This window comes from Gardnerella swidsinskii, from assembly GCF_023277705.1.
In the GTDB taxonomy this organism is placed as follows: Bacteria; Actinomycetota; Actinomycetes; order Actinomycetales; family Bifidobacteriaceae; genus Bifidobacterium; species Bifidobacterium swidsinskii.
This window is the reverse complement of sequence record NZ_CP083176.1, coordinates 693086-716433: the sequence shown is the minus strand read 5'-3', so window position 1 is coordinate 716433 and position 23348 is coordinate 693086. Positions and strand designations below refer to the sequence as shown.

General features: G+C 45.2%; 12 protein-coding genes and 3 rRNA genes. 14 read left to right on the top strand and 1 reads right to left on the bottom strand.

Going from position 1 to position 23348, the window contains the following annotated elements; genetic code table 11:
* Nucleotides 1-24: 24 nt before the first annotated feature.
* Nucleotides 25-1467 carry a C1 family peptidase gene (locus K9E37_RS02715; protein WP_102703489.1) on the bottom strand — a complete coding sequence of 481 codons (1443 nt, stop codon included), beginning with the start codon at nt 1465-1467 and terminating at the stop codon, nt 25-27.
* 563 nt (nt 1468-2030) lie between these two features.
* Between K9E37_RS02715 and K9E37_RS02710 the strand changes: the two genes are divergently transcribed.
* The 14 genes from K9E37_RS02710 to K9E37_RS02645 all read left to right on the top strand — a co-directional run bounded on the left by K9E37_RS02710 (nt 2031) and on the right by K9E37_RS02645 (nt 23334).
* A complete protein-coding gene (locus K9E37_RS02710) occupies nt 2031-3014 on the top strand; it encodes an ABC transporter permease (protein WP_033888405.1) in 984 nt (327 codons plus the stop codon).
* A gap of 24 nt (nt 3015-3038) precedes the next feature.
* A complete protein-coding gene (locus K9E37_RS02705; RefSeq protein WP_064621662.1) occupies nt 3039-3986 on the top strand; it encodes an ABC transporter permease in 948 nt (315 codons plus the stop codon).
* A 21-nt stretch (nt 3987-4007) separates the two neighbouring features.
* Nucleotides 4008-5897, top strand: a complete 1890-nt coding sequence (locus tag K9E37_RS02700) for an ABC transporter ATP-binding protein (RefSeq protein ID WP_064621661.1) — start codon at nt 4008-4010, stop codon at nt 5895-5897.
* Nucleotides 5898-6220: 323 nt separating this feature from the next.
* A complete protein-coding gene (locus tag K9E37_RS02695) occupies nt 6221-7963 on the top strand; it encodes an ABC transporter family substrate-binding protein (protein WP_064622146.1) in 1743 nt (580 codons plus the stop codon).
* Nucleotides 7964-8142: 179 nt separating this feature from the next.
* Entirely contained in the window at nt 8143-9957 is a 1815-nt protein-coding gene (locus K9E37_RS02690; protein ID WP_033888404.1) for an ABC transporter ATP-binding protein, read from the top strand.
* A 2-nt stretch (nt 9958-9959) separates the two neighbouring features.
* Nucleotides 9960-11756, top strand: coding sequence for an ABC transporter ATP-binding protein (locus tag K9E37_RS02685; RefSeq protein ID WP_004107992.1), 1797 nt, complete (start codon nt 9960-9962; stop codon nt 11754-11756).
* Nucleotides 11757-11810: 54 nt separating this feature from the next.
* Nucleotides 11811-12791 carry a TatD family hydrolase gene (locus K9E37_RS02680; protein ID WP_033888403.1) on the top strand — a complete coding sequence of 327 codons (981 nt, stop codon included), beginning with the start codon at nt 11811-11813 and terminating at the stop codon, nt 12789-12791.
* Between the two features lie 164 nt (nt 12792-12955).
* On the top strand, nt 12956-15589 hold the full coding sequence (locus K9E37_RS02675; protein WP_033888418.1) for a KUP/HAK/KT family potassium transporter: 2634 nt from the start codon (nt 12956-12958) through the stop codon (nt 15587-15589).
* Nucleotides 15590-15612: 23 nt separating this feature from the next.
* Nucleotides 15613-16428 carry an HD domain-containing protein gene (locus K9E37_RS02670; protein WP_004107986.1) on the top strand — a complete coding sequence of 272 codons (816 nt, stop codon included), beginning with the start codon at nt 15613-15615 and terminating at the stop codon, nt 16426-16428.
* 144 nt (nt 16429-16572) lie between these two features.
* Nucleotides 16573-16719 (top strand): hypothetical protein, encoded by a 147-nt coding sequence (locus tag K9E37_RS02665; RefSeq protein WP_162720529.1) that lies wholly within the window; start codon nt 16573-16575, stop codon nt 16717-16719.
* Between the two features lie 192 nt (nt 16720-16911).
* Nucleotides 16912-18440 (top strand): 16S ribosomal RNA (locus tag K9E37_RS02660).
* A gap of 382 nt (nt 18441-18822) precedes the next feature.
* Nucleotides 18823-21889: ribosomal RNA gene (locus tag K9E37_RS02655) — 23S ribosomal RNA — on the top strand.
* 179 nt (nt 21890-22068) lie between these two features.
* Nucleotides 22069-22185: ribosomal RNA gene (rrf, locus tag K9E37_RS02650) — 5S ribosomal RNA — on the top strand.
* The 16S, 23S and 5S rRNA genes sit together here, the layout of an rRNA operon.
* A 594-nt stretch (nt 22186-22779) precedes the next feature.
* Nucleotides 22780-23334 carry a cysteine hydrolase family protein gene (locus K9E37_RS02645; RefSeq protein WP_248893544.1) on the top strand — a complete coding sequence of 185 codons (555 nt, stop codon included), beginning with the start codon at nt 22780-22782 and terminating at the stop codon, nt 23332-23334.
* Nucleotides 23335-23348 lie beyond the last annotated feature (14 nt).

Below are 23348 nucleotides of genomic sequence, written 5' to 3'. Positions count from 1 at the left end.
AAACTTAATTTTAATGGTAACGATTTAACGGCAACGCTTCGAAAGTGGCGCCCACGGTTCAAGCATTACTGGTTCTTGATCCAATACAGCTAAAGTTTCTTTGTCAAGGTACTTTTTGTTGATGATTATTTCGTTCACATAACGATCGAACCACTCTGCTGAGCCAACATAATAGCCATCTTCGCCAGCATCCTTGCCCCAGCTGTTCTCGATCTTCCAGCGATCTGGCTCGCCATCTTTGTTAAGATTCACGCCAGTGAATGTCATTGCGTGATTTCCTGGGCAATCCATATATTCCAAGCCGTGAGCTTTATCGAATGTAAACTTCACGTCAAACAATTCATCTACGCGCACAACTGCAGGATCGAAGAATCCACTGTCACGCAAGGAGAACTGCGTGCAATCGCATGCAAACCAGATTGGATGACCATCTTTTAATTGGTCTACAGCTGCTTTTTTGAATACATCGAGAGGCACATTAACAAATTCCATTTCCTTTGTTTCAGCTACGTTGGTGCTGTACTTAAATTGGTAGAGCTTGTTGAATGGTGTGCGTTCCATAGGTGCGTTGCATATTGTTACGAAGTCGTTTACGTCAACTGGAACGTACTTCTTTGCGAACTCAAGTGGAGTAATTCCGTATTCACAAATCATTGGACGCTCATCTTTGCCGGTTTTTGGCTTGTCAGCTTTGCCGGTTTTCTCGCCATCTTTCTTGGTTTCGTCTTTTTCGCCGTCCTTCTTATCGTCATCGTCATCTTTAGTTCGTGCGAAGAAGTCAAACTGTGCAGGTGGTTCACCCAGGGCAATAGTTGTCATACGATAAACGGTTTCCAAATCGCGAACTTTCATTTCGCGCAATTCTTCCAAAGAAGTTCCGTTCTTATGAGCTTCACGCAATTCGTATGCAAACTCGCGCAACTTGGTATTGATGTATTGTACGAATGCATCAGAGTCGACTGAGTTCTGTGAATCTGGATATGCACTCTTTGGCATAAGTCCGTACTTGTTTACCAAGTTGACGAACATTTGCCACCAGCCGCCGTCATCGATTGGACCATAGTTAATGCTCTCAAAAAGTCGGCTATTAACATCTTCATCAAGTGTTGAAAGCACATTTTCCAAATAAGCGTTTGCTTTTTCAATCTTGTCCCAGAAGAATAGGTAGCTTTCTGAAAACTCAAAGTCGTCTAAATTCCACTTATGCATTACTTCGTATCGCAAAGTATTAAGTGAGGCGAACATCCAGCAGCGTCCGGAGCGCTTCTGATTGGTAATGCTGCCTTGTTTTAATTCTATTGAGAATTCGCGAGGAAGAGCACGCTTGCCTTGGTAGCTTGTTGCGGCTTTAAGCACACCATTTGTTACTGCTGCATTCGCGGCGAGAAGATTTGCGCGCTGTTCGTTAAAATGTTTGGAATAATTTTTTACATGTTCCAGAGTTACGGCTTTGACGTTTTCAGCCATGAGCTTATTCATTCTCCTTTTAGAGTTGAAAGTACGAATAAAAAATATTGTATACTGCTCAATGTCTCGCGTGTGTTTCTTGTCTATGCCTATTTTCGGCATTTGCTTGAATACTATTAATTATTTTAGTAAAACTACAATTTTTTCGGTAAATATTCAGTTTTTGTAATTAAATTTTGAATTTATTATATTTGCTTATAAAACGTATTTTGTATGTATAAAAATACTTTTTTGATTTTAAAATACATGTCTTTGTGTAAAAATATAGCTAGAAATCACTGATATTTTGCGTTTTTTTGCATGTTTAGATATGTATAATGTAACTTATATATACGAAATTTTTCCCTTGGGTATTGAGAAAAGTGTTGTGCAAAAATATTTTCTGTTTGTCTCTTTGTACATAGCTTGGCTAAAAATATACTAATTATGTGTCCCGGATTGACAAGGGTTGATTCAAACACGCCCTTTTCAAGGTCGAGTGTTAGATCGGCAATACTGTAAATCACAAGATTTATGGATGCCGAATGGAGGTAAAAAATGGCTAGTCGTAGAAAAGAGTCACAATGATACGATACATCGTTAAACGATGCCTGAATTATGTGGTGATGTTGTTTGTTGCCGTATCCATGACGTATTTCTTGACAAGTGCTTTTATGAGACCGCGTTCGAACTACATGTCTAGGCATCCGCATCCACCTATTGCATCAATCAACCGTTCTTTGGATTTGGCAAATATTAACGACCAGACTCCAGTGTTTACTCGTTATTGCCGTTGGATTTACAACATTTTTACTAAGTGGGATTGGGGATTGAGCCCAGATCAAGCTCCAGTTGGTCCGGCAATTATGTCTCGTATTGGCGCATCTGTTCAGCTGGTTACAGGCGCTACAATTCTTGGCATTGTTCTCGGTGTTAGCGTTGGTGTTTACACTGCTATCCGTCAGTACAAGTGGCAAGATAGAGTTCTTAATTCCACCGCAACCTTCCTGTTGGTTGTTCCTGCAGCAGTTTTGGGTTTGATGGTTGTGCTTGCTGCTATTAGCATTAACCACGCAACAGGCGTGCGACTTTTCTACGTTACTGGTTTGCACTCTTACCAGGGTTCTGACCCGTTCATGTTCCTTCTTGACTTCCTTCAGCATTTGATTTTGCCGACGATTGTTATGACAATTCCTGGCATGGTTGGGTATCATTTAACGCAGCGCACGTATCTTCTCGATACTATGAATGCTGATTACGTTCGTACGGCTCGCGCTAAGGGCTTACCTTTGAATTTGGCTATTCGCCGCCACGCTTTGCGTACTTCTTTGATTCCAACAGCTGTTGACGTCGCCTTCTCTATTGCAGGCGTGTTTACGGGTGCTGTGATTACTGAAACCGTGTTTGCTATTAACGGTCTTGGTAGCTACTTCGTTCAGACCATTATGCAGAACGATATTAACGGTTCTGTTGCTATTGCAGCGTTTGGTGCTGTATGTACCTTAGTTGGTGCTCTGCTTGCAGATATCTTCTCTGCTTGGCTCGACCCACGTATTCGTTTGAACTAGCAGAACAGTGTAGGTGAATTTGATATGAATAAAAAAGATGTATCTTCAAAACCTCAAGAATCTGCTGCAGATAGAAAAGCTACTGCTGGTGCCTGGGGCAACTTTAAGCGCACTGGTAAGATGACGCTTTATACGCGTCGATTCTTCCGTCGCCCGTCTGCAGTTGTGGGCTTGGTTATGTTCGTAATTTTGATTCTTTTTGCTTTGTTTGGCTCAAAGATTTCAAAGTGGAGCTACGACGAACCAGACTTTTCTTCTCTAGCAACTCCTCCTTCTGCAGAGCATTGGCTGGGAACTACGCCAGGCGGTTCAGACATGTACGCAATGGTTGTGCGCGGACTTGGTCGTTCACTTTCCATTGGTATTGTTAGCTCTATTACCATTACAGTTATTGCTGCTTTGGTTGGTACTGCTATTTCTTACTTCGAAGGATGGTTTGAGCAGGTTGGTATGTGGCTTTTGGACATGCTGCTGATTGTTCCTTCCTTCCTGCTGATTGCTTTAATCATTAGTGCTTCTAGTGGTGGTAGCGATTGGCTGTGGTTGGCATTTGGCTTAACAGCTTTTGGTTGGATTGGTTACGCTCGTACTCTTCGTACGTTGACTTTGAGCTTGCGCGAACGTGAGTATGTTCGTGCAGCTAAGTTCGAGGGCGTTTCTTCGTTCCGCATTATTGTGCGCCACTTGGTTCCAAACTTGGGTTCTGTATTGATTATTAACACGGTTCTTGGTGTTATTGGTGCGATTAACGGCGAAACTGCTTTGAGCTTCTTGGGCCTTGGTATTAAGGCTCCGGATACTTCTCTTGGTACTTTGCTTAATGCTGGCCAAAGCGTTGTGCAGACTTCTCCGTGGGTGCTTTTGGTGCCGTCTGCAGTGCTTGTTTTGCTAACCTTCTCCGTGCAGCTTATTGGTGACGGTTTGCGTGATGCCATTGATCCATATTCTAGGTCTGTTGGTAAGGCCGACTAACGAGCGTTTGGAGTGATAAACATGACTGATATTGCAAATAACGCTATTAAGGAAGAAACCACGATGGAAGATCAAAACAACGAACCGTTGCTTTCAGTACGCGACTTGCAAATTAGCTTCGCTTCTGAAGCTGGTACTGTGCATGCTGTGCGCGGAATGAATTTTGATTTGTACCGCGGAAAGACTATTGGTATCGTTGGCGAGTCCGGTTCTGGTAAGTCGGTTACGTCCTTGGCTGTTATGGGCTTGCTGGATAAAAACGCTAGCGTTAAAGGCTCTGTAAAGTATAAGGGCGAGGAGCTTTTAACTAAGTCTGATGCAGAAATGAGTAAGATTCGTGGCAAGAATATTGCCATGGTTTTCCAGGATCCTCTTTCTGCTTTAACCCCTGTTTTCTCTATTGGTGATCAGCTTAAGGAAGCTTTGGTTATTCATAATCCTGACATGACTGAAGAGCAGATTCGCGAGCGTTCTATTGAATTGCTTGATTTGGTTGGTATTACTAAGCCGGCTGAGCGTTTGAAGGCTTTCCCTCACGAGTTTTCTGGTGGTATGCGCCAGCGCGTGATGATCGCTATGGCTATTGCCAATAATCCTGACATTATTATTGCCGACGAGCCTACTACCGCTTTGGATGTGACTATTCAGGCTCAGGTTTTGGAAGTTTTGAAGAAAGCTCAGCGCGAAACCGGCGCTGCAATGATTTTTATTACTCACGATTTGGGCGTAATTGCTGGCGTTGCAGACGAAGTTATTGTTATGTATGCGGGTCATTTGGTTGAGCATAATAGCGTTGAAGAGATTTTTGCTCACCCAACTCAGCCGTACACTATTGGCTTGTTGGGTGCTGTTCCTCGCGTTGATCAAAAGCGCACTCGTCGTTTGACTCCAATTTCTAAGCCGACTATGGATATGCTTATGGCTGAAGAAGAAAGCGGCGACGACAGCACAATGATGGGTCTTGAAGCTGAAAGCGAAACTGTTCGCTCGTTGCTTCATGCGGAAACCGAAAAGCCAATTAAGCCAATGTTTGAAGGCATTCCTCGTGAACAACGAAAAGTTGTTTTGGATGTTAAGAACTTGGTTAAAACATTCCCAATTACTAGCGGTGGCTTCTTGCGACGCAAGGTTGGCGAAGTTCGCGCGGTTGATGGTGTGAGTATTGAGGTTCGTGAAGGCGAAACAGTTGCTTTGGTTGGCGAGTCTGGTTCTGGTAAGTCCACGACTTTGATGGAGATTATGGGCTTGAAGAAGCCTGAGTCTGGTTCTATTACAGTTTTTGGTACTGAGTTGAACGATAAGTTGACTCGTGAGCAGCGTCGCGAACTTCGTTCTAAGATTCAGTACGTGTTCCAGGACCCAATGAGCTCGCTTGATCCTCGTATGCTTGTTTACGATATTTTGGCCGAGCCTTTGCTCGTGCAAAAGAAGTCGAAGGAAGAAATTCGCCAGCGTATTGCTGAGCTTATGCAATTGGTTGAGTTGAATCCTGATCAAGTTGATCGCTTCCCAACGCAGTTCTCCGGCGGTCAGCGTCAGCGTATCGCTATTGCTCGCGCTTTGGCTGTGAATCCTAAGCTTTTGCTTCTTGATGAGCCAGTTTCGGCTTTGGATGTTTCTATTCAGGCTGGAATTATTAACTTGCTTGAAGATTTGCAAGACAAGTTGGGTGTTGCTTACTTGTTCGTGGCTCACAACATGGCTGTGGTTCGTCACATTTCTAGCCGTATTGCTGTTATGTATCACGGTCGAATTGTTGAATCTGGTGAAACGGATGAGGTGTTTGATAATCCAAAGCACCCTTACACTCAGGCTTTGATTAGCGCTGTGCCAATTCCGGATCCTACAATTGAGAAGAACCGTAAGCGTATTATTCTTTCTGAAGAAGATAATTTTGACGATGTTAGGTAATTCATGACTTGTTGATTTTAGTTAATCTTCATCAATCTGAATAAATTACTTAGTCGCGCATGTTTATTACAACATGCGCGATTTTTTATTGTGTAACATAAATTTAAAAAACGTAATATATTTTGTTTTTTAGCCAAAATAAACTAAAAAATTTTCTGTTTTGCTCATTATAGATAATAAATTATTCTTTTTTGCCTAATTTTCATAAAGTTGAAAAGAAAAAAATCAATATTTTGTGAAAACGATTTGTCGAATGTCATAGAGTTGTATATACTCATACAACATACCGGAAGACGGACATCATCCGGGGAATGAGAGGAATCATGAAAAATACAAATGCAGGTAAACTGACTGTATTTGCCGCAGCTGCACTTTCTGTTGCAATGCTGCTCGGCGCTTGCGGCGGTGCTACTAACAATGCTGGTAAAGCAGGTATGACTGAAGAGCCAGCTGCTGGTGTTGACACTTCTTACACTGGCGAACTTCCAATGCCAGATGTCAACAAGCGTTACGATAATCCACAGTCACGTGACAACGTTAAGGACGGCGGCACTTACACCGTTGCTCTTCCTGTTCTCGGTCCAAACTGGAATTACGCTTCTAACGACGGTAACTCTGGTTACATGAATACTTTGTGGGGCTTCTACCAGCCAAATCTTATGGCTTATGACACCGTTAAGGGTGAAAAGCTTAAGTACAACCCTGACTACATCACTTCCGTCAAGAAGGTTAGCGATAAGCCACTCGTTGTTCAGTACAACTTGAACCCAAAGGCCAAGTGGAATGACGGCACTGATATTGATTACACCGCATTTAAGGCTACTTGGCAGGCTTTGAACGGAAAGAACAAGGAATACTCCGTCCCAAGTACTGAAGGCTATGACTGCATCAAGAGTGTTGAACAAGGTTCCACTCCAAAGCAGGTTATAGTGACTTATGAGAAGCCATGCGCAACATGGGAAATGCTTTTCGCTCCACTGGTTCATCCAAAGGCCGGTGACGTTAAGACCTTCAACCAGGGTTGGGTAAACAATCCTCACAACGAGTGGGGTGCAGGTCCATTCCAGATTGAATCCGCAACCGAAAATCAGGTTGTTTTCACCCGCAATCCAAAGTGGTGGGGTAAGAAGGCAAAGCTCGATAAGGTCGTTGTAAAGCGTATGGAAGATACTGCAGCTTTGAACGCTTTCCAGAACGGTGAAATCGATGCTGTAACCGATACCATTTCTTCTAAGGACGCAATCAAGTCTGCTCGTAGCGTTAAGGGCGCTCAGCTGCGTTACGGCTACAGCACCAAGGTTCGCGTGCTTAACTTCAACGCTAAGTCCAAGCCACTTAACGAGCTTGCAGTTCGTAAGGCTGTTGTTCAGGCATTCGACGTTGCTACCTACAACAAGATTCAGTTCCAGGGCATGAACTGGAAGAGCGAGCAGCCAGGTTCTGAGCTTCTCTCCATGTTCCAGGCTGGCTACAAGAACAATCTTCCTGCTGACGGCAAGTACAACACCGAAAACGCTAAGAAGACCCTTGAAGCTGCTGGTTACAAGATGGGCAAGGATGGCTACTACGCCAAGAATGGCAAGACTCTTGAGATTTCCTTCACCTTCTTCGGCGATGATTCTACTCAGGCAGCTCTTGCTAACGCATTCCAGGCCATGATGAAGAAGGCTGGAATTAAGTGCAAGACTGTGAACCATGCTGTTGCTAAGTTCTCCGAGGTTGTTGCTTCGCACGAGTACCAGGTGCTTCCATTGGCATGGCAGTCCACATCTCCATTGAGCTTCTTGTCTGCAGCAAGCCAGGTTTACAAGTCTGATAGCGATTCCAACCTCGGTCTCGTTGGCAATAAGAAGATTGATGCTATGCTCAACAAGATTGGCAAGACCTACGATTACAAGGAACAGACTGATTATGCAAACAAGGCAGAGTCTGCAGCTCTCGCACTCTACGGAACTCTTCCAGTTTCTGCTCCTCCTATTTACCAGGTGTTCAAGAAGGGCTTTGCTAACAACGGCCCTGCTGGTTACGCAAGCACCTACCCAGAGGATATGGGCTGGCAGAAGTAAGTAAATTTGTAGCGATAATTCGCGCAAGTTTACTAAGCTGATTGCTTAACTTATAGCATGTGGCGTGTAGTCTTTTGGCTACACGCCACATCTTTTTGTGTATGCTAATGTGAGAAAATAGTATAAATTTAAAATTAAGTCTCAAAAAGCAAAATCGGAAACAAAGGAGAAGCTGGCGCATGTACGTCAATCCGAATAAACGCAAAGATGCGAGTAACGTGCGCTGGGTATTGCAATACTGTAAGCCGGACATGTGGAAAGTTTGGCTTGCTATTTTTCTATTTATTATCAATGACACGATGGCAATGACAATGCCGTTGCTTTCGGGCTTTATTGTAGACAAAATCATTATTGGCAAACAGCATAATTTGCTTATAAGCGTATGCGTTTTGATGGTAGCAATGATGATTGTTCGCGTTGGCTCAAGGTATATTTACCAGCTTTTAATGGAAAAGTTTGGTCAAAATGCCGTGTATCGCCTGGTGAGCGACGAGTACGAAAAGCTTCATTCTCTCGATTTTACGTACTTTAATCACACGCGCACAGGCGACATTATGAGTCGTATGACATCGGATACTGACGCGATTCGTCATATTTTAAGTTGGGTTTCGTATATGGCGTTAGATTGTGTAGTAATGTTCGTGCTAGCGCTGGTTATAATGTTTTCAATTCAGTGGAAGCTCGCTTTAGCACTTATGTCAATTACGCCATTTTTGTTTCTGCTCGCAAAAATTATGGGCAAAAAAGCTAGACCGAAATTCCTTGCAATTCGTGAATCCTTTGCGCGCATGAATTCAATGGTGGAAGAAAATATCGAGGGGAATCGCGTAGTAAAAGCTTTCGTGCGTGAGGATTACGAAACTAAGAAATTCGATAAGTGCAACGAAGACTACTTTAATTGCAATATTACGCTTGCAAAAAATACTCAAAAATACATGCCTTGGCTCGATGGCATGGGTTTTGTGCTTGAGCTTATAACAGTTGGTTTCGGCGGATGGCTTGTTTTGAATGGCAACATGACTTTAGGTGCATTCGTCACTTTTAATAGCTTCCTTTGGATGCTACACATGCCTGTACGAATGGTGGGCTGGCTTATTAATGATTGGCAGCGTTTTAACGCAGGATGCGTGAATATTCGCAAACTTCTTACGCAAGAATCGCATATTAGACATCCAAAAGAAGCGGACGAAACCGTTAAAATTAGAGGTAAAATTACTTTTGAGCATGTTGATTTTTCATTCCCAGACGATCAAGACTCTCCAATCTTAAAAGATATTGATTTAGACGTTCCTGCTGGAAGCAAACTGGGTATTCTTGGTGAAACTGGTTCCGGCAAATCAACTCTCGTAAGTCTTATAGCAAGATTCTATGATCCTACGCGTGGTCGTGTTTTAATTGACGGAAAAGACGTGCGCGAATGGCCGTTAGAAACTGTTCGTAACCAAGTTAGCATAGTTGCGCAGGAAACATTCCTATTTTCGGACACTATTGCAGGAAATATTAGTTTTGGATTACCTCAAACTAAAGAAAATTGTAAGGAATTAGATAATACCATTCGCACGATGGCAACAATTGCTGCAGCAGACGATTTTATTATGGATATGCCAGAAGGCTATGAAACAGTAGTAGGCGAGCGTGGGGTAGGTCTTTCTGGTGGGCAAAAGCAGCGTTTGAGCTTAGCTAGAGCGTTGGCAAATAATCCTGCAATCTTGATTATGGACGATACAACTTCTGCTGTAGATATGGAAACGGAAGAGCATATTCAGCAGGAGCTGAAAAAGCTTGATGGCACGCGCACAATAATCACTATTGCGCACAGAATCTCATCCGTTAAAGATGCAGACATGATTGTTGTGCTAGATCACGGGAAAATTATTGAACGCGGCACGCATGCTCAGCTTGTTGCAGCGCACGGGAGGTATTGGGAGATCTATAGAAAGCAACTTGGCTTTAAAACTGGCAGGTCTGCAGGATTCGAAACGAAGGGGGAGTAGAAATGGCACAACGTAATACTTATCGTGAAGACGAAGGTCAAGAAGAACACATAAACGTGCACGAACTTATGCGCGTTAGAAAATATATGAAGCCGTATGCTACTAAACTTCTATTCGTAATTATGGTAGTTATTAGCGGCAGCATCATTATGACAGCGATGCCAATGATTACGAAAACGCTAATCGACGTTGTATTGTCTCAGAAAAACGTCAATTATTTATATACAATTATTGCCGTATTCGCACTGCTCATTATATTGTATGAGCTTGGTTTAGCGTACAGAACTTTAGCAATTACGCGCATCGGCCAGATGATAATCAAAGACATGCGACGCGATATTTTTACGCATGTTCAATCATTATCTTTTGATTATTTTGATTCGCGTCCGCATGGGAAAATTCTGATTCGCATCGTAAACTACATCAATACGCTTTCTGACACGCTTTCGTCTGGTTTAATTAACGTATTTTCCGACGTTTTTGTGCTTATTATTACATTAATAACAATGTTTGTTATAGATTGGCGAATGGCTTTGTGGAGCTTAGCGCTATTCCCAATATTTATAATTTGGACGCGAACTTTACAAATTTTGCAAAGAAAAGCGTCTAAAAAATTATCAAATAAACAAAGTAATTTAAATGCGTATTTGCACGAATCAATCGCAGGAGTAAAAACAACGCAAACTTTTGCGCGAGAAGCTACAGCATACGCTACTTTCCAAGAGCAACAAGCAGAAGTAAGAAGTGCTTGGATGCGAAACGTTAGAGTGCAAATGTTACTTTGGCCTGGTGCTTCAATTATTGAGACTGCAGCAATAGCGCTTTTGTATTACTCTGGCATAGCAAACTTAGGTGCAATGAACGTGAGCACGGGAACACTTATAGCATTTGTTTGGTATTCGACTACTTTCTGGGATCCAGTAGTAAATATTGGAAACTTCTATACGCAACTTGTAACGTGCTCAGTTTATTTGGAACGAATTTTTGAAACTCTACGAATTAAGCCAAATATCGTAGATAAGCCAGATGCTATTCAATTGCCTCAAATCGAAGGAAAAGTAGACGTAAACGACGTTGTTTTCCGTTACGAAGAAGATGGAAGGCCAATATTAAACTTGGTTGATTTGCATGTTAATCCTGGCACTACTGTAGCTCTTGTGGGACCTACTGGTGCAGGAAAAACAACTCTCGTAAGTCTTCTTTCTAGATTCTACGACGTTTCAGAAGGCTCGATTACTATAGACGGGTACGATGTACGTTCAGTAACGCTCGCATCTCTTAGAAAACAAATGGGCGTAATGTTGCAAGATAGTTTTATTTTCAGTGGAACCGTACGCGAGAACATCCGTTATGGAAAGCTCGATGCCACTGATGAAGAAATTGAGATTGCAGCGCGTGCAGTTCATGCTCACGAATTTATTGAAGGATTACCGAACGGATACGATACTGAAATTGAAGAGCGCGGAGCCACTCTTTCTGCAGGTCAGCGTCAGCTTATATCGTTTGCGCGAGTATTGCTTGCGAATCCGCGAATTCTTATTCTAGATGAGGCAACAAGTAATATTGATACTCGTACAGAAGAAGCATTACAAGCAGGATTAGCTCAATTACTTAAAAATCGCACATCTTTTGTAATAGCGCATAGGCTTTCGACGATTGAGAATGCGGATTTGATTTGTGTAATCGATCATGGAGAAATTGTTGAAAAAGGCACTCATAACGAGCTTATGGAGGCAAGAGGAGCGTATTATCGTCTTGTAAAATCGCAATATGATGCAATTCGCAAAGCAGTTTTATAAATACTTATCATTCAATAAAAATTGACAGTTGAGTTTGCGAGTAGACTTAAAAATATGAGTAAACATCATCGCGAACATAATTGGGCGCCGGCTTTAGCAACGCAATCTGCAGTATGGGAAAATCTGCTACAAGAAGGAATAACAATTGCAGACGATCATACGCACATGCTTAGCGTTGTGGATTTTGCGCATAATCTAAATCAAGAATTAGCAGAAAAAGGCCGCGATGTAATAGCGGAACCTACTGTAGACGACTTAGTTGCTCAAGCAAAATCATCAGGCGTTTCGCACATGCTAGAAGTCGGATGTGAATATCCAGATTGGGAGCCGACGATTAAGTTTGCTCAAACGCATGAAAATTCAGTTCGCGCAGCAATAGCAATACACCCAAACGAAGCAGTATTACACGGTCACAAAGGAGCTAAAGGTCCTGACGGATTGCCAATAGTTTACAAGCCGTATCACGATATTCCATTTGACGAAGCTATGCAACATTTGCGCTCGCTAGTAATTGCTCATCCAAAAGAAGTAGTGGCAATAGGCGAAACTGGCTTAGACTACTTTCGTACGGGAGAGCCTGCGCGAGAAGCACAAATAGAGGCTTTTCGCGACCATATTGCGCTCGCAAAAGAGCTGAATTTACCTTTACAAATTCACGATCGTGATGCGCATGAAGACGTAGTAAAAGTCTTACTAAAAGATGGCGCTCCTGAGCGAACAGTATTTCACAGTTATGCTGGTGGTGTGGATTTAGCCGAAATATTGAAAGAGCACGGTTGGTACGCAAGTTTTTCTGGAACTATAAGTTACAAAGGCAATGATGAATTACGCGAATCTGCGCGAATTATTGGCGAAGACCATATAACTGTTGAAACGGATGCGCCTTATTTAACGCCAATGCCGTATCGTGGACGGCCAAACGCGCCTTATATGGTTCCTTATACGCTAGAAACACTTTCTGAAGTTCTAAATATATCGTTATTGCAAGCAGCGAAAGTTACACGCGAAAATACGCGAAAAATTTACGAATTTTAGGAATATAAAATCCTTAATTTTCAAGGATTTTTTAATATTTTTTGCGCGATGCACTATTGTTGTATACAATATCCAAGTACGGAAATAAAACTGTGAGGTGTGAGGTTTATGCGACTTCTTGTTGGCATCAAGAAGAAACCTCATATATGGAGGAACAATTAAGCATGACTAAGTCACGCACTACTGTACCATCAAACGATAGTACAAAGGATCCTCGCAACGGCGCGAAAGATTCCGAGAAAAGCACTAAATCCTTAAAAGGTACTAAGGATGCTATATTGCGAGCTGCCTCGTTTACTAAGGCTCCTCAGGTGTCAAAAAAAACGACAACACGCGAAGAGCGCAAAGTAATAGCTCAGCAGCAAGCGCAAGAGGTAAAAGAAGCAGAAAAGCTTGTTGCTAGTGCAGTACGAGGTCCGTTAGGTAGATGGTGGGCAAAATTGCAAACCAGTTCCGATCGTTTTACATTGGGAATGGCAATTGTTGCTCTTGGCGTTGTCTATGGCGATATTGGTACTTCTCCGCTTTATACTGCGCAAACATTTTTAGCAGGTCAAGGCGGCTTACAAAACATAAATCGCGCGACTATCTACGGAATGCTTTCGCTACTGTTCTGGTCAATCACATTAATTACAACCGTAAAATACGTATTTGTTGCAATGAGAACAGACAACAAAGGCGAAGGCGGCATTTTTGCTTTATATTCGCTTCTACGTAAAAAAGGCGCGTGGCTTGCAATACCGGCAATGATTGGTGGAGCCGCGTTTTTGGCAGATTCTGTGCTGACTCCTGCAGTTTCCATCTCTTCAGCAGTTGAAGGTTTGCGCACTATTGCAGTGTTTAAGCCAATATTCTTAGAAAATGAGAATTTGTCGATGATGATTACGGTTATTATAATCGTCATACTTTTCTCTGTACAGCAACGCGGAACCGAGCGAATTGGCAAAGTATTTGGCATTGTTGTGATGCTTTGGTTTGCTTTCCTTGCGCTGGTTGGTGTCATGAACATTGGCCAAGATTGGACTATTTTTGAAGCACTTAACCCGATTTATGGCATAAAATTCCTGTTTAGCACGCATAATGTGCAGGGATTAGCGGTTATGGGTGTGATCTTCCTTTCTACTACCGGTGCTGAAGCGTTATATTCTGATATGGGTCATGTTGGTAGAGGCAATGTGTACGCAACCTGGCCGTTTATTAAAATTGCTTTGCTGCTGAATTACTTTGGGCAAGGCGCTTGGATGTTGAAAAATCAAAACGATAAAGCATTATGGTCAATAGAAGGTTTGAACCCGTTCTTCCAAATGCTTGAACCGAATGTGCGATATGTTGCCGTTATTCTTTCGGTTACTGCTGGCATTATTGCTTCTCAAGCGCTGATTACAGGCGCATACACAATGGTTTCTGAGGCAACAAGCCTAAATTGGATGCCACATTTGCAAGTGCGATATCCTGCTAGAACTCGTGGACAGCTGTATATTCCAGTTGTGAATGTTGTGCTGTGTGTTGCCACTATTACGGTTCTTGCAGTATTCCGCGATTCTGAACATATCTCTGGCGCATACGGTTTAGCTTTAACTCTAACTATGCTTGCTACGACTATTTTGCTTACAGTGCACATGTGGTATCAGAAGAAGCGATTTGGTGCCTTCATATTTGCAATCGTATTCCTCATGATTGAGATGATGTTCTTTGTGGCTTCCATGGCGAAATTCATGCACGGTGGCTGGTTTACTATGCTGCTCGGTGTTTCAATTTTGATCATTATGGTCACTTGGAAAGATGGAACTAAAATTGAGCGTTCGCAACGTTTGCACATGAAACCGAAAGATTTCCTACCTGTGCTAGATAAGTTGCACGGAGATTTCCGTATTCCGTATTTCGCTGACAATATTGTGTATTTGACTTCCGATTGTGAAATGAAGCGTCTCGATACTGGAATCTTCTTCTCTATTTTTGCCGACCATCCAAAGCGTGCTAGAGCTTGGTGGGCTGTTTCTGTAGAAACAGATGACGCTCCGTTTACTCGTGAGTATTGTGTAGAGAATTTCGGTACGGACTACTTATTCCGCGTAAAAATTAAACTCGGATTTAAAGTGTCGCCTTCTATACCAGCGTATCTTCACCAAATTATGCATGACTTGTCGCACACGGGCGAACTTCCTCAGCAAAAATCCGTGTATCCGAAGGTTGATGCAGATCCAGATATTGGACCAATTCGATATGTTCTGTTGCACAAAGCGTTGATGCCGGAATCTAATATTTCTGTGCGTGGAGCGTTATCTTTAAAGATGAAATATGCAATTAGACATGTTGCTGGTACGCCTGTTAAATGGTTTGGTTTGGCTCCTTACAATCCGGTTGTTGAAGTGCAGCCGTTGTTTATTTCTACTCGCAGACCTCCGCGTTTGAAGCGTGAAGACTGTTCTCAGCGAGCAGTTCAATCTTTGCAAGGTGCCTCAGCGCTTGAAACTAATATTCACGTTGTGAAAGATATCAGACCTACTGATGCGGAGCAGACTGCTGTTATGAACGCACGAGATATTGCTGCTGCTAATGTGATGTTTGCTAACGAAAAACTTGCCAATACTGGGAAAATTAGCCCAGTTCCAATTAAAGAGACAAAAAAAGTTAGCGTGAAGAAGCCTAATAAAGATGGAGCAAATATCGATGCAGCGAATGTAACGCATGCTGTTGTGCAGGCTGTGGAGGATGCTGCTCGTGCCAATGATGCGAATAGTGTGAAATCTGAAAAGAGTGCAGCAACTGAAAAGAGTGCAAAAAATAATCTTAAGTAAGAATCTTAAGGAAGAGCCTTAAAATGGAAAATGGTGCAGAAAGTATACTTAATTGCAACTCGATAAAACTCGCTGATTTACCTGATTTTGGTGAAGTAGAGAAATTGCATAGTGCAACTGCACCATCTTCTGCTGCTTATGAGCTTATTCACGGTCATTGTGTTGTAATCTCAACAATTGCTTGGCAAATTGCTCATCATTGCAATATGCTTTTGTCCGCTGAAAATCGTGCTGCTCAAATGAGTGAAACTTTGCGTAAGCGTGCTGAAATAGCAAAAAATTGCCTTCAGGAGCTTGTCGGAGATAGTTATGCAATATTACCTGCGCTTAGTGGTGGCTTAGCTCCAAAACAGTATATTGATGAATACGCAGCTTTAATAGGTGGATTGTTGCACGATATTGGCACGTATTTTGTGCTTGAAAGTGATGGCAGTAGCAACGCTGGTGGTATATTGCGCTTTGATGGTCCGAATTATATTTTGCATGGCTTGCGCGGATATAAATATTTAATTGATAATGGTTTTAGTGAGGATGCTGCGCAATTTGCGCGCAATCATACTGGAGTTGGCTTAACTCGAGAGCAAGTTATTGCGCAAAATTTGTCTCTTCCTGCTGAAGACTATATTCCGCAAACAGTTGAGCAAGAAATTGTTATGGTTGCGGATAAATATAACAGCAAATCGATACCTCCTCGTTTTTTGACAGTCGATTCTTATCGTCGCAAGGCTGCGCGATTTGGCGAAGACAATGCTAATCGTTGGATGCAATTGGTTGCGAAATATGGTGAGCCAGATATTGCAGGTCTGGCAGAAATCTTTAATATGCGTGTTGATGCGTGAGCGTTATTGATTTTTTGCGTATTTTTATCCTATTTTTGTGTATTTTTTTAAGAAATCTATTATTTTTTAAAAAGTTTTTATAGATTCAATATCAGATAGCATGCTTTTTTGGTGTTTTTTCGCGATTTTCGACACGCCGGTGTTTTGGCTTGTTTTCAATGGTTTTGGGGTGTTTGTTTTTGGTGGGTTTGCGTTTTAGCGTGGGTTGGTGTAAGTTTATCTCTTGCTGCTCAGCGCGGCTGGTTCTCCTCGGTTGAGGTTGATGGGCCGGCTGGTGTGGTGGTGGTTTGAGAACTCAAGAGCGTGTCTGTACTACTTATTAGTTAATTATTGCCAGTTCATTGCCTGCCTTGCAGATTGCAGGGTGCCTGAGAGATGGTTAAATGGTGGTGAGGTTTTTTGTTGGGATGTTCTTTCCTTAAAGAATGTCTCGTCTTTTTCTTTTTAATATTGGAGCCTTTTGTTGGCTCTTCATTGAAGTTTTTCGTGGAGGGTTCGATTCTGGCTCAGGATGAACGCTGGCGGCGTGCTTAACACATGCAAGTCGAACGGGATCTGACCAGCTTGCTGGTTGGTGAGAGTGGCGAACGGGTGAGTAATGCGTGACCAACCTGCCCCATGCTCCAGAATAGCTCTTGGAAACGGGTGGTAATGCTGGATGCTCCAACTTGACGCATGTCTTGTTGGGAAAGTGTTTAGTGGCATGGGATGGGGTCGCGTCCTATCAGCTTGTAGGCGGGGTAATGGCCCACCTAGGCTTCGACGGGTAGCCGGCCTGAGAGGGCGGACGGCCACATTGGGACTGAGATACGGCCCAGACTCCTACGGGAGGCAGCAGTGGGGAATATTGCGCAATGGGGGAAACCCTGACGCAGCGACGCCGCGTGCGGGATGAAGGCCTTCGGGTTGTAAACCGCTTTTGATTGGGAGCAAGCTTTCGGGTGAGTGTACCTTTCGAATAAGCGCCGGCTAACTACGTGCCAGCAGCCGCGGTAATACGTAGGGCGCAAGCGTTATCCGGAATTATTGGGCGTAAAGAGCTTGTAGGCGGTTCGTCGCGTCTGGTGTGAAAGCCCATCGCTTAACGGTGGGTCTGCGCCGGGTACGGGCGGGCTAGAGTGCAGTAGGGGAGACTGGAATTCCCGGTGTAACGGTGGAATGTGTAGATATCGGGAAGAACACCAATGGCGAAGGCAGGTCTCTGGGCTGTTACTGACGCTGAGAAGCGAAAGCGTGGGGAGCGAACAGGATTAGATACCCTGGTAGTCCACGCCGTAAACGGTGGACGCTGGATGTGGGGCCCATTCCACGGGTTCCGTGTCGGAGCTAACGCGTTAAGCGTCCCGCCTGGGGAGTACGGCCGCAAGGCTAAAAACTCAAAAGAAATTGACGGGGGCCCGCACAAGCGGCGGAGCATGCGGATTAATTCGATGCAACGCGAAGAACCTTACCTGGGCTTGACATGTGCCTGTCGACTGCAGAGATGTGGTTTCCCTTCGGGGCAGGTTCACAGGTGGTGCATGGTCGTCGTCAGCTCGTGTCGTGAGATGTTGGGTTAAGTCCCGCAACGAGCGCAACCCTCGCCCTGTGTTGCCAGCGGGTTATGCCGGGAACTCACGGGGGACCGCCGGGGTTAACTCGGAGGAAGGTGGGGATGACGTCAGATCATCATGCCCCTTACGTCCAGGGCTTCACGCATGCTACAATGGCCGGTACAACGGGATGCGACATGGTGACATGGAGCGGATCCCTTAAAACCGGTCTCAGTTCGGATCGTAGTCTGCAACTCGACTACGTGAAGGCGGAGTCGCTAGTAATCGCGAATCAGCAACGTCGCGGTGAATGCGTTCCCGGGCCTTGTACACACCGCCCGTCAAGTCATGAAAGTGGGCAGCACCCGAAGCCGGTGGCCTAACCCTTTTGGGATGGAGCCGTCTAAGGTGAGGCTCGTGATTGGGACTAAGTCGTAACAAGGTAGCCGTACCGGAAGGTGCGGCTGGATCACCTCCTTTCTACGGAGTTTTTTTGTGCACGCTCGGTTTTGAGTGTGGTTACTGGTGTGGAAAAACAATAGTTAACGTTTTTTTAGATGAGTTTGTTGGGCATGCTTTTGGGTTCCCGGATTGCCACCCCCCTTTGTTTGGGGTTGCGGTCCTTGACTCACAGGATTTCAGGTTGATGCTTTTGAGTGTTTGGCTTGGGTTTTGTGGTGTTGTGGTGGTTTGAGAACTGGATAGTGGACGCGAGTAAAATGCGAAACTTTTTTGTTTCGATTTTTTTGCTTTTATCAATTTCAACCGGCTCCTTTTGTTGGAGTCGCTTGATCGTTTTGTGATCGTTTAGTGTGATGATTTTTTGTCTAGAGAATTTTGCTGATGGGTTCTTACTTTAGTGTTTGTCACTGGTAAGGGCGTATGGTGGATGCCTTGGTAGACAGGACCGATGAAGGACGTGACGGGCTGCGATATGCTCTCGGGGAGCTGCCGAGTGGGCTTTGATCCGAGGATTTCCGAATGGGGAGACCCGGCCACTGTTATGAGTGGTCACCACAGTTTTTGTGGGGGGTACGCAGGGAAGTGAAACATCTCAGTACCTGCAGGAAAGGATACTCCGTGAGTAGTGGCGAGCGAAAGCGGATCAGGCTAAACCGGGTGCGTGTGATAGCCGTCAGGTGTTGCGCATTCGGGGTCGTGGGATGGACTGTTCAGCCTCTGACGGGGTTGAGGAGAGTGATAAAATGTCGTGCTAGGTGAATGGGATTGAATTCCCAGCCGTAGAGGGTGATGGCCCCGTAGCTTGTCGTGCGATGTCTCTTTATGTTTATTCCCAAGTAGCGCGGGACTCGTGGAATCCCGCGTGAATCTGCCCAGACCGTTGGGTAAGCCTAAGTATTCCTGTCTGACCGATAGTGTACTAGTACCGTGAGGGAAAGGTGAAAAGCACCCCGGGAGGGGAGTGAAATAGTTCCTGAAACCGTGCGCTTACAATCCGTCGGAGCCTTCTTTGTGGGGTGACGGCGTGCCTATCGAAAAATGAGTCTGCGAGTCAGTGGTATGTGGCGAGGCTAACCCGGGTGGGGGAGCCGTAGCGAAAGCGAGTTTTAAAAGGCGTTTGAGTCGCATGTCCTGGACCCGAAGCGGGATGATCTAGCCCTGAGCAGGTTGAAGCGCGGGTAAGACCGTGTGGAGGACCGAACCCACCTAGGTTGAAAACTGGGGGGATGACTTGGGGTTAGGGGTGAAAGGCCAATCAAATTCCGTGATAGCTGGTTCTCTCCGAAATGCATTTAGGTGCAGCGTCGTGTTATTGCTTACAGGGGGTAGAGCTACTGGATGCTTGCGGGCCCATACCGGGTACCAATAGCAGCCAAACTCCGAATACCTGTTAGGTTTATCACGGCAGTGAGTCGGCGGGGGATAAGCTCCGTCGTCAAAAGGGAAACAGCCCTGATCGTCGTCTAAGGTCCCGAAGCGCGTGCTAAGTGGGAAAGGATGTGGAGTCGCATAGACAGCCAGGAGGTTGGCTCAGAAGCAGCCATCCTTGAAAGAGTGCGTAACAGCTCACTGGTCTAGTGGTTCCGCGCCGACAATGTAGCGGGGCTTAAGCACGCCACCGAAGACGCGGCTGCATGATTTGTTTCATGCGGGGTAGGAGAGCGTCCTGTATGGGGTGAAGCGGCAGTGTGAACTTGTCGTGGACTTTACAGGAGTGAGAATGCAGACATGAGTAGCGAGAGACGGGTGTGAATCCCGTCCGCTGAATGACTAAGGGTTCCGGGGCCACGTTCGTCGTCCCCGGGTGAGTCGAGTCCTAAGGCGAGGCCGACAGGCGTAGTCGAATGGATGAACGGGTTGATATTCCCGTACCGGTGTTACACCGTTCGAACTGAATCTGAGAGTACTAACCTTCATTTGCTGGTTGATTGCCTTTCGGGGTTGTTGGCTGGTTTGTGTTGGGACTGTATCGGTAGTAGGTTAGCGTGGGAGTGACGCGGGTAGGTAGCCGGCTGCGGAGGTGGTTTTCCGTGGCTAAGCGTGTGGGCTGTCTCCTAGGTAAATCCGGGGGATGTTAAAGCTGAGGCGTGATGGGTAGGCTGTAAGGCTGATTCCGGTGATCCTGCTTGCCAAGAAAAGCTTCAACGTGAGGTGTGATTCCGCTCGTACCCTAAACCGACACTGGTGGTCTGGTAGAGTATACCGAAGCGATCGGGCGAATCCTGGCCAAGGAACTCGGCAAATTACTCCCGTGCCTTCGGCATAAGGGAGACCCCTGATGGTGATGTTTTTTACAAGCGGAGCTGTTGGGGGTGGCACAAGCTAGGGGGTAGCGACTGTTTACCAAAAACACAGGAGCGTGCGAAGGCGTAAGCCGCTGTATACGCTCTGACGCCTGCCCGGTGCCGGAAGGTTAAGAGGATCCGTTAGCTTCGGTGAAGCGGTGAATTTAAGCCCCGGTAAACGGCGGTGGTAACTATAACCATCCTAAGGTAGCGAAATTCCTTGTCGGGTAAGTTCCGACCTGCACGAATGGCGTAACGACTTCCCCACTGTCTCGGCCAGGAGCCCGGCGAAATTGCAGTACGAGTAAAGATGCTCGTTAAGCGCAGAAGGACGAAAAGACCCCGGGACCTTTACTATACCTTGGTATTGTCGTTAGGTGTGGATCGTGTAGCATAGGCGGGAGGCTGTGAAGCGTGGGCGCTAGCTTGCGTGGAGTCGACAGGTGAAATACCGCTCTTTCCATATCTGGCGTCTAACCTCGACACGTTATCCGTGTCAGGGGACAGTGCCTGGCGGGTAGTTTAACTGGGGCGGTTGCTTGCTCTAAAAGAGTAACGGAGGCGCTCAATGGTCCGCTCAGCCCGGTTGGCAATCGGGTGTTGAGTGTAATCGCACAAGCGGGCTTGACTGTGAGACTGACGGGTCGAGCAGGGACGAAAAGTCGGAGATAGTGATCCGGTGCCGGCGTACGGACGTGGCATCGCTCAACGGATAAAAAGGTACCCCGGGGATAACAGGCTGATCATTCCCAAGAGTCCATATCGACGGGATGGTTTGGCACCTCGATGTCGGCTCGTCGCATCCTGGGGCTGGAGCAGGTCCCAAGGGTTCGGCTGTTCGCCGATTAAAGCGGCACGCGAGCTGGGTTCAGAACGTCGTGAGACAGTTTGGTCTCTATCCTCTGCGCTCGTTGGAATGTTGAGGAGACCTGCCCATAGTACGAGAGGACCTGGGTGGACGAACCTCTGGTATGCCGGTCGTCACGCCAGTGGCGCTGCCGGTTAGCTACGTTCGGAAGGGATAACCGCTGAAAGCATCTAAGCGGGAAGCCTGCTCCAAGATAAGCATTCCTTGCACTTTAGTGTGTGAGCCCCCATGTAGAACACGTGGTTGATAGGCTAGATGTGGAAGCCCTGTAAGGGGTGGAGCTGACTAGTACTAACGGGCGATGGTGACATTCTTCCTCACTTTTACTAGTGGGGAGGGTGAGTTCCTTATGAGTATTATTCTTCTAGCGTTAATGAGTACTGAATGTTTTGCTTAACGATCAGTTGGTAAGAGAGTTTTTATTCGCGTTCATGTCCGGTTCCCAAACCGCCACGTGTTGCCACTCAATGGTTTTGAGTGTATAATCTAGTTTTGCGGTGGTCATGGCTCAGGTGAGACGCCCGGTCCCATTCCGAACCCGGAAGCTAAGGCCTGACACGGCGAGGGTACTGCACTCGATAGGGTGTGGGAGACTAGCACGCTGCCGCATTATTTTTCTAGCGGGGAGTTTTCACTCCCCGCTTTTTTTATTTTCGTATACTACTGTTTTTGTAATCCTCCAAACTCTGGACAACGCTCGCGCTATAAGCGCTCACTGCTGAGCTTGCAAGGAAAGTCCACTGGACTTTCCGTCTGAGCAAGCTCACGCTCCGAATTGCTTTCGCGCGCGCAATGCTGCGCTCAAGCAGGTCGCCTCGCAAACGCGAGGAAAACTTACGGCAAATGTAGTTAAAAACAGACAACAGAGACATGCGCGCAGAAACCGTACTGCACCAGTAACGAAAAATCCCCGGCAAACGTTTTGTAGCATCATTTGCCGCAAGGTAGTGATTAAATGATGATAGTCGGTGCAGAAGCAAGTGAGCTTTGAGTATTCTTTGAATATTAAGGTATTGCGCCGATTGCAATTGGGCCAGCAATTGAGTTGATAATTGGGCTATCAATTGAAATAAAATCAAGCAATTAAGAATGCGGAATATTGTAACTAAAGCGATTATGCTATTGCAGTAGAGCTATTTGCAATAATGCTGTTAGCAGTAATGCTATTTGCGATTATTCTGTAAATTTCATACAAGGAGTAGGTATGAATAAAGCCCTTATTAACATTGATTATACGAATGATTTTGTGGCAAGCGATGGCTCTCTGACTGTAGGTGAGCCTGCGCAAAAGCTTGAGAAGTGTATTACTGAGATTTCGCAGGAATTTCTTGACGCTGGAGAGTTCGTGGTTTTTGCGATTGATACGCATCATTTGAACGATCCGTATCATCCTGAAACTAAACTTTTCCCACCTCACAATATCGCCGGAACTCACGGTCAGAAGCTGTACGGCGCGCTTGGTGATTTTTACGAGGAAAATAAAGATAAAAGCAATGTGTATTACATTCATAAAACTCGCTACTCGTCGTTTAATGGCACGGATTTGCTGATTAAGCTGCGCGAACGTCATATTGAGGAGTTGCACTTGGTGGGTGTTTGCACGGATATTTGCGTGCTTCACACTGCTGTTGATGCGTATAATCTTGGCTTCAAAATCGTAGTTCACAAAGATGCAGTCGCAAGCTTTGATCCGCAAGGTCACGAATGGGCTTTGCGCCACTTTAAGACTTGCCTTAATGCGGATATTGTAGAAGGCTAAGATCTTAGCTAAAA

Excerpts from the sequence above, each read along its gene's own strand:
- K9E37_RS02715 (WP_102703489.1), bottom strand. The coding sequence starts at position 1,467 with ATGGCTGAAAACGTCAAAGCCGTAACTCTGGAACATGTAAAAAATTAT.
- K9E37_RS02710 (WP_033888405.1), top strand. The coding sequence starts at position 2,031 with ATGATACGATACATCGTTAAACGATGCCTGAATTATGTGGTGATGTTG.
- K9E37_RS02705 (WP_064621662.1), top strand. The coding sequence starts at position 3,039 with ATGAATAAAAAAGATGTATCTTCAAAACCTCAAGAATCTGCTGCAGAT.
- K9E37_RS02700 (WP_064621661.1), top strand. The coding sequence starts at position 4,008 with ATGACTGATATTGCAAATAACGCTATTAAGGAAGAAACCACGATGGAA.
- K9E37_RS02695 (WP_064622146.1), top strand. The coding sequence starts at position 6,221 with ATGAAAAATACAAATGCAGGTAAACTGACTGTATTTGCCGCAGCTGCA.
- K9E37_RS02690 (WP_033888404.1), top strand. The coding sequence starts at position 8,143 with ATGTACGTCAATCCGAATAAACGCAAAGATGCGAGTAACGTGCGCTGG.
- K9E37_RS02685 (WP_004107992.1), top strand. The coding sequence starts at position 9,960 with ATGGCACAACGTAATACTTATCGTGAAGACGAAGGTCAAGAAGAACAC.
- K9E37_RS02680 (WP_033888403.1), top strand. The coding sequence starts at position 11,811 with ATGAGTAAACATCATCGCGAACATAATTGGGCGCCGGCTTTAGCAACG.
- K9E37_RS02675 (WP_033888418.1), top strand. The coding sequence starts at position 12,956 with ATGACTAAGTCACGCACTACTGTACCATCAAACGATAGTACAAAGGAT.
- K9E37_RS02670 (WP_004107986.1), top strand. The coding sequence starts at position 15,613 with ATGGAAAATGGTGCAGAAAGTATACTTAATTGCAACTCGATAAAACTC.
- K9E37_RS02645 (WP_248893544.1), top strand. The coding sequence starts at position 22,780 with ATGAATAAAGCCCTTATTAACATTGATTATACGAATGATTTTGTGGCA.